Origin of the sequence: Massilia sp. CT11-108, from assembly GCF_047302915.1 — a bacterium.
Taxonomy (GTDB): Bacteria; Pseudomonadota; Gammaproteobacteria; order Burkholderiales; family Burkholderiaceae_D; genus Telluria; species Telluria orientalis.
Window position 1 is genome coordinate 1 of sequence record NZ_JBKYMO010000307.1, and the last position, 6,935, is coordinate 6,935.

5 protein-coding genes and 1 pseudogene are annotated in these 6,935 nt (G+C 66.1%); 2 read left to right on the forward strand and 4 right to left on the reverse strand.

Annotated features, from left to right (window positions below):
* The coding region (locus ACEN88_RS21120; protein WP_413342719.1) for a glycoside hydrolase family 3 protein at nt 1–1,235 on the reverse strand (1,235 nt) is incomplete at its 3' end.
* A 185-nt stretch (nt 1,236–1,420) separates the two neighbouring features.
* On the opposite strand from ACEN88_RS21120, the gene ACEN88_RS21125 reads away from it, so the two are divergent.
* On the forward strand, nt 1,421–2,254 hold the full coding sequence (locus tag ACEN88_RS21125) for an alpha/beta hydrolase (protein ID WP_413342722.1): 834 nt from the start codon (nt 1,421–1,423) through the stop codon (nt 2,252–2,254).
* A 66-nt stretch (nt 2,255–2,320) separates the two neighbouring features.
* Here ACEN88_RS21125 and ACEN88_RS21130 read toward each other — a convergent pair whose 3' ends face one another.
* Both ACEN88_RS21130 and ACEN88_RS21135 read right to left on the reverse strand, forming a co-directional pair.
* Nucleotides 2,321–5,089: a TonB-dependent receptor gene (locus ACEN88_RS21130; protein WP_413342725.1), complete on the reverse strand. Its 2,769-nt coding sequence runs from the start codon at nt 5,087–5,089 to the stop codon at nt 2,321–2,323.
* Between the two features lie 219 nt (nt 5,090–5,308).
* A complete protein-coding gene (locus ACEN88_RS21135) occupies nt 5,309–6,322 on the reverse strand; it encodes a DUF2264 domain-containing protein (protein ID WP_413342728.1) in 1,014 nt (337 codons plus the stop codon).
* On the opposite strand from ACEN88_RS21135, the gene ACEN88_RS21140 reads away from it, so the two are divergent.
* Nucleotides 6,203–6,562, forward strand: coding sequence for an isochorismatase family protein (locus tag ACEN88_RS21140; protein ID WP_413342731.1), 360 nt, complete (start codon nt 6,203–6,205; stop codon nt 6,560–6,562). The genes ACEN88_RS21135 and ACEN88_RS21140 overlap by 120 nt on opposite strands.
* 77 nt (nt 6,563–6,639) lie before the next feature.
* Here ACEN88_RS21140 and ACEN88_RS21145 read toward each other — a convergent pair.
* Nucleotides 6,640–6,935 (reverse strand): annotated as a pseudogene (locus ACEN88_RS21145) (hypothetical protein); the annotation flags it as partial.

Consider the following 6,935-nt stretch of genomic DNA (forward strand, 5'->3'; position numbering starts at 1 on the left):
GGGTACACGAGCGACGAGCCGCCGCCCGCCAGCACGCCCTTGTCCGCGTGGCCGCCGATGACGGCGATCCGCTTCACGGCCGGGGCCAGGGGCAGCGCGCGCGCGGCATTCTTCAGCAGGACCATGCCTTCCTGCGCGTCCTTGATCGACACGGCCGCATGGGCCTTGAAGTCGATAGCCTCCGGCGCCGGCGCCACGGGGTGGTCGACGACGCCGTGCTCGAACATCGAGCGCAGGATGCGGCGCGCCATGTCGTCCAGGCGCGCCTGCGGTACCCAGCCATTCGCGACGGCTTCCTTCAGCGGCGCGCCGAAGTAGTCGGCCAGGTCGAACGGCATGCCCGACTGCTGGTCCAGGCCGGCGTTCGCCGCCGGCACCGTGCTGTGGACGGCGCCCCAGTCCGACATGACCCAGCCCTTGAAGCCCCAGTCGCCCTTCAGCACGTCGGTCAGCAGCCAGCGGTTCTCGCACGAGTAGGCGCCGTTGACGCGGTTATAGGCGCACATGACGGCGCCGGGATTGCCCTCCTCGTTCGCGATCTGCAGCGCCAGCAGGTCGGACGTCACCGCGGCCTGCTCGGAGATCAGGACGTTCAGCGTCGTGCGGCCCGCCTCCTGGTCGTTCAGCGCGAAGTGCTTCAGCGTGGAGACCACGTGGTTCGACTGGATGCCCCGGATCTGCGCGCCGACCATGCGGCCGGCCAGCAGCGGGTCCTCGCCGCCGTATTCGAAATTGCGCCCGTTGCGCGGATCGCGCATCAGGTTGACGCCGCCCGCCAGCAGCACGTTGAAGCCATAGGCGCGCGCTTCCGCGCCGATCATCGCGCCGCCCGCGTAGGCGGTGTCGACGTCCCAGGTGGCCGCCGTGTTCAGGCCGGACGGGAGCGCCGTCGCCGGGCGCACGTTCGGGCCGGCCTGGCTGGCGACGCCGAGGCCGGCGTCCGTTTCCCACAGGTGCGGGATGCCCAGGCGCGGCACGCCGTAGATGAAACCCGCCGACTGGTCGTGCGAAGGCGCCGGGCGCTTCATCTTCTTGCCATCATTGTCCATGCCAAAGTAGCCGAAGACGAGCTTCAGTTTTTCGTCCTGCGTCATCTCGCGCAGCACGAGGGCGGCCCGCTCGTCCGCCGGAAGCTTCGCATTCATCCATGGCTCGGCGGCGAGCGCGCTGCCGCAGCAGACGGCGGTGGCGCACAGCAGTGCGATCCTGTTCCTGATGGTGGCGAGACGGTCCACGTGCAGCTCCTCTTGCAAAAAGGGGAGATGGTAGCCGGGTCGGGCCCGGAACGGCACACGAAAATCGCGCGGGTGGCACATGAAATCGCAGCATCGGCAGAAATCATTGCCGCACTCCACCATTTTCATAATTGCGCCGTGCGCGCGCCCGTGACGACAATCCCTTTTATTTCAAGGGGTTTCCCATGCGCAAACTGTTGTTGACACTGTTCTTCCTCGCCGCCGGCGCCCAGGCGCAGACGGCCGTGATTCCGCTCTGGCCGGAAGGCGTGCCGAACGCGAAAGCGAATCCCGGTCCGGAAAAGATCGACGGGACCTTCATCAGCAACGTCTCGCAGCCGTCGCTGACCTATTACCCCGCCGCCGCGGGCCACGCCGCGAAGACCGCGGTCATCATCTGCCCGGGCGGCAGCTACCAGTTCCTGGCGGCCGACCATGAAGGCAGGCAGTACGCGCAGTGGTTGTCCAGCCTCGGCGTCGCCGCCTTCGTACTGAAGTACCGGCTGGCGGACTACGGCCACCCGGCGCCGCTGCAGGACGTGCTGCGCGCGCTGCGCACCGTGCGCGCGCATGCCGCCGACTACGGCGTGGCGCCCGTGCGGCCCGCCGGGTCGTCGAACAGCGTGGCCGCGCTGGATGCCGTCAGCGCGCGCCCCGACTTCGCGCTGCTGGTGTACCCGGTGATCACCCTGATGCCGCCGTTCGCGCACGAAGGCTCGCGCTATGCCCTGCTGGGCGCCCATCCGACGCCGGAACAGGTGAAGGCGATGTCGGTGGAGACCCGCGTCACCGCGCAGACGCCGCCCGTCTTCCTCGTCCACGCGCAGGACGACGGCGCCGTCCCGGTCGAGAACAGCATCCTGTTCTTCCAGGCCCTCACCCGCGCCAAGGTACCGGCGGAGATGCACCTGTTCGAGCGCGGCGGCCACGGTGCCGGCATGGGCGCCGGCCACGGCGACTTCTCGCTGTGGCCGAAGCGCGCCGAGGAGTGGCTGCGCGACCATAAGCTGATCCAATAATCGGCGCATCGGAATTCGGGGTCAGAGCGTCGCCGCCGTGCGGCTCCAGACTCTGACCCCTGCTGCTTAGAACTGCATCCGCAAGCCGAGATTGATGCGGCGGCCGTCGTTTTCCAGCGTGAGGAACTGGCTGTCGTTGTTGGCGTACTCGTGCACCTTGGCGTTCGTCAGGTTGATGGCGTCCAGGTACAGCGACAGTTGCGGGGTCAGGTTGTAGCGCAGGCTCGCATCCGTCTGGCCGTAGGCCGCGCGGTTGCGCGGCAACGTGCTGCCGCCGCCGCAATCGATGGAGAAGTGATTGCGCCAGTTATAGCTGGCCCGTGCCTGGAACTTGCTGTTCTCGAAGAACAGCGACGCGTTGTACGACTGGCGCGACAGGCCCGGATAGCCGCAGGTCACGGGTCCCTCCGACGTATCGCGGTTCGCTTCCGCATCCACGTACGTGTAGTTCGCCGTCACGCCGAAGCCTTCCAGCATCGGGTGGATCTTGTCGAACGCAAACTGGCCGGCCAGTTCCGCGCCCTTGATCGTGCCCTTCTGGCCGTTGCGGATACGGGTGTCGTGCACGATCTCGTTCGGATACTGGGGCAGCTTCGTGTCCTGCAGCGATTTCTCCAGGAAGTCCGACACCTTCTTCATGAACAGGGCGGCGCTGACGTAGTTCGTCTTCGACAGGTACCATTCGTACGAAACGTCCAGGTTATTCGAACGCATCGGCTTCAGGTACGGGTTGCCGCCGCCGCTCGTGACATAGCCGGTACGGCCGCCATACGAATTGCTGACGCCCATCTGGTTCAGCGTCGGACGGGTCAGCGTCTTCGACGCGCCGAAGCGCAGCAGCATGTCGGACGTGAGGTCGAACTTCAGGTTGGCGGACGGCAGCCACGCGTTGTAGCTGTTGTCGACCGAATTCGTCTGCATCGGACCCCAGTTCTGGATATAGGTCGTGTCGTTCGGGCTTTGCACGGCCGACAGCAGGATACGGCTGGTGCCCGAGGACTGCGACTTCACGTGCATGTAGCGCAGGCCCAGGTCGCCGGACCAGCCCTCGCCTTCCCACCTCGACTGGACGAACGCGTTCGCCACCTTCTCGCGCACGGCCCACAGCGACGGCTTCGTGTAGTCGATCGCCATCGGGCCGTTCGGGAAGACCGACTTGTCCGCGTAATGGGCCGGGTCGTTCGATTGCGGGATCAGCGACGGCTGGTTCAGGTAAGCCATGTAGTCGTACGGATCGAAGCTCAGGAAGTTCGCCGGCACGCCGCCGCCGCTGCCGAACGGATTGCCCAGCGGCGTCACGGTGAACAGCGACGACGGCAGCGACACGTGGTAGCCGGAGAAGGCGTTCCACGAATCGGAGCTCCACTGGATGTGCTCGACCTTGCGCTGCGAGTACGCGGTACCCATCTGGAGGCCCTTGAACCAGCCCATGTCCGTGTTCCAGGTGGCGTTCAGGCGGCCTTCGTGCAGGTTGTCGTGGTTCGAGGCGATGGTGTTCCCGACGGCGTGGGCGCGCACGGCCGACGGATCTGCGATGCCGTCGCCGAAGTTCACGGTCGGCGTCGAGCCGAACGTCAGCACGTCGCCGTTCTTCGGCACCATGCCGGCCACGATCCACAGGTCGGGATAGCCGATCGCCGTGCGCGACGTCGACAGGTCGGCTTCCAGTTTCCAGTCCGGCGACAGGTTCCACTTCGAATTCAGGCCGTAGGCCAGCGTGGTCGACAGGCGGTCGCCGCCCTTGACGATCATGTCGTTCGAGTTCGCCTCGGTCAGGATGCCCGCCGCGGCCAGGCCCGGGTTGTTGGCGACGAAGTTCGCGCCCGGACGATCGAAACCCGTCACCTGGCCGTTCGCGTCGGTCTTCACGTTCAGCTGGGTCGGATTCATCCAGTCGCTGATGGCGATCACCTTGTTACGCTGGTTCAGGCGCGAATACAGGGCGTCTGCCGTGATCTTCCAGTCGCGCGACGGGTTGTACTGCACCGTCGTGTTGGCGACGAGGCGCTTGCGGCTTTCGTCCTCGTTCTGGAAGCCGTAGCTTTGCGGCATGAGCAGCTTCTTCGTCGTGACGTCGGCGGCCGTGAGCCCCTTGGAATTCAGGTTGCCGTTGATCGTCTTCACGTCCAGCAGGTTCCACGCGTCGTTGAGCGCCTTGTACTGGCGCGAGGCGCGGTCCGTGTACGACAGCGAGCCGGACACGCCGAAGTTCTTTTCCGCGTTCGCGTACGAGTACAGGGCGCTGAGGTTCGGCGTGTTCTTGCGCGAATTCGAGTCCCACGAATCCGACACGTTGACGACGGTCGAGCTGCCGGCCTTGCCGGACAGCGGGCGCGCCGTCTGGATGTCGACCGTCGAACCGATGCCGCCTTCCGGCAGGAAGGCCTGCGACGTCTTGTACACGATGGCCTTGGAGATCAGGTCGGACGACAGCACGTCGAACGAGAACTCGCGGCCACCCGTATCGCTCGTCATCGTGCGGCCGTTGATCAGGACGTTGTTGAATTCCGGACCCAGGCCGCGCACGGAGATGTAGCGGCCCTCGCCGTTGTTGCGCTGGATCTGCACGCCCGTCACGCGCTGCAGCGATTCGGCGATGTTCGTGTCCGGGAACTTGCCCGCATCCTCCGCCGACACGGCATCGACGACGCCGTCCTGCAGCCGCTTCGTCATCAGCGACGAGCTGAGTGACGCGCGGATGCCGCTGACGACCACCTGCTGCACTTCGCCGCCCGCGGGCTGCGCGGTCGCCGTCTGCGCGCCGGCATAGCCGGTGATGCACAGTTCGGCGATGACCGTCGCGAGTACGGTCTTGCTGATCCGGTTCTTGATCATGTTCTTGTCTCCAATCTCCGTTATTTGAATGTGTGATTCCTGCAAGGCGGCGACAACGTTGTCGCAAAACGGCGCAAAAAGGGGGCTCTGGCGCCGTGATCGCCGTGGTCTTTACGCCCACCGAGTTTTATTGTACGTAGCAGTGCGATCGTTGCCTCTATGGCTTCTTTACGCTCTGGCATGCCAAAAACATATAAGACGATGCGCACCGCATGTGCTTCAGTAGTTGACCGCGTAATCCTTCGGGAACGGGCGGCCTGCAAAGGCCTTCTTCTGCGTCCAGTCCTGGGCGGGGCTCGTCCAGTAGGAGTCCGTCGCCGGCAAGCCCAGCGCGAGCAGGCTTTCGGAGGCGATGTACATGCTGCCGTTGTTCGAATAGATGTCGGCCAGTTCCGGGTGGTGGCCGACGAAGCCGAGGGTCAGGTAGCCGTCCTTCGTGAAGTTCGTCGGGTCCGACCACACGGCCTCGTGCACCGCCTGCATGGCCGCCCTGACCTGCCCCTCCGGCAGGCTGGCCGGCAGCTGCTTGCGCCAGGCCAGCAGCGCGAGCGGCTGGAACACGGCCGTGCGGTACGTGAGCGAGCGCCCGATCGGCGGATACGTGCCCGTCGGCGAAATGAAGCGCTCCAGATGCTCGCCGTAGCGCTGCATGCGCTTCGTCGCCTGGGCGCGCAGGTCCGCCGGCTTGCCGTTCCAGAACGGCGCATTGTGCCGCTCCAGCACCTCGAGGATCTCGACCAGCATCGGGTACATCACGTACGAGTTGTAGTAATCGAAGTGGAACGTCTCGCCGTCCTTGATCCAGCCGTCGCCGACGTACCACTCGTTCACCTTGCGGATCGCCACGTTCGTGCGCATCGGGTCGGCCTGCTCGCCGACGGCCAGCAAGAACGCCTCGTTCATCGCCGCGAACAGCATCCAGTTGATGTACGGCGGCTCCACGCGGCGCAGGCCCTTGATCTCGGTGACGATGCGCTGCTTCGTCGTGGCGTCGAGCGGATCCCACAAGGCCTTCGGCGCACGCAGCAGCGCATTCGTGAAATAGGACGAGTCGACGAGCGCCTGGCCATGCTCGCGCCAGGACAGGTAGTCCGGGCTGTTCGGATCGACGGCGTGCGCATACGACTGCAGCGCGAGCTGGCGCTGCCCGACGAGGCCATCGTGATTTCGAAGGCCGACACGGCGGCCGTGGACGCCTATTCCGCGTTCGGCGGCACCGACCTCGCGGCGCAGCTGCGCGCGCGCGGTGTGGAGCGCGTGACGGTAGTGGGTCTCGCGACCGATTACTGCGTGCTGAACACCGTCACGGATGCGCTGGAAGAAGGCTTCGACACACTTGTCGTGCCGGAAGCGATGCGCGCCGTCGACGTGAATCCGGGCGACGGCCGCCGCGCGCTCGACCGCATGGTCGCGCGCGGGGCGGTGCCGGTGCGGCTGGGCGAGATCGGGATGGTCGCACTCTCCGTCGCCTGATTCAGACGCCGATGCGCGTGGACGGCGTGGTGCGGCTGTGCGTGAGCGACAGCGGCCCGGGCGTGCCAACTGCCTGATTACGCCGCGCGCAGCAGCACGAGGTGGCCGGCGATGTCGCGGCCGTGATCCTTGCGCAATACCGCGTGCTCCGCCGCGAGGACGTCGAACCCGGCCGCCTGCGCGGTGCGCTGCACGTAATCGAGCGCATGCGCGAACCGGTTCGACGGCTGGAGCGCGTAACCACGATCGTCCTCGTCGAGTGCCTCGCACGACAGCGCGAACAGCCCGCGCGCACGCAGCGCGCGCCGCACCCGCGCGAACAGCGGCGCGAGGTCGCCGAGGTCCCTGACTCTTAAACACATCTCCGAGCCCA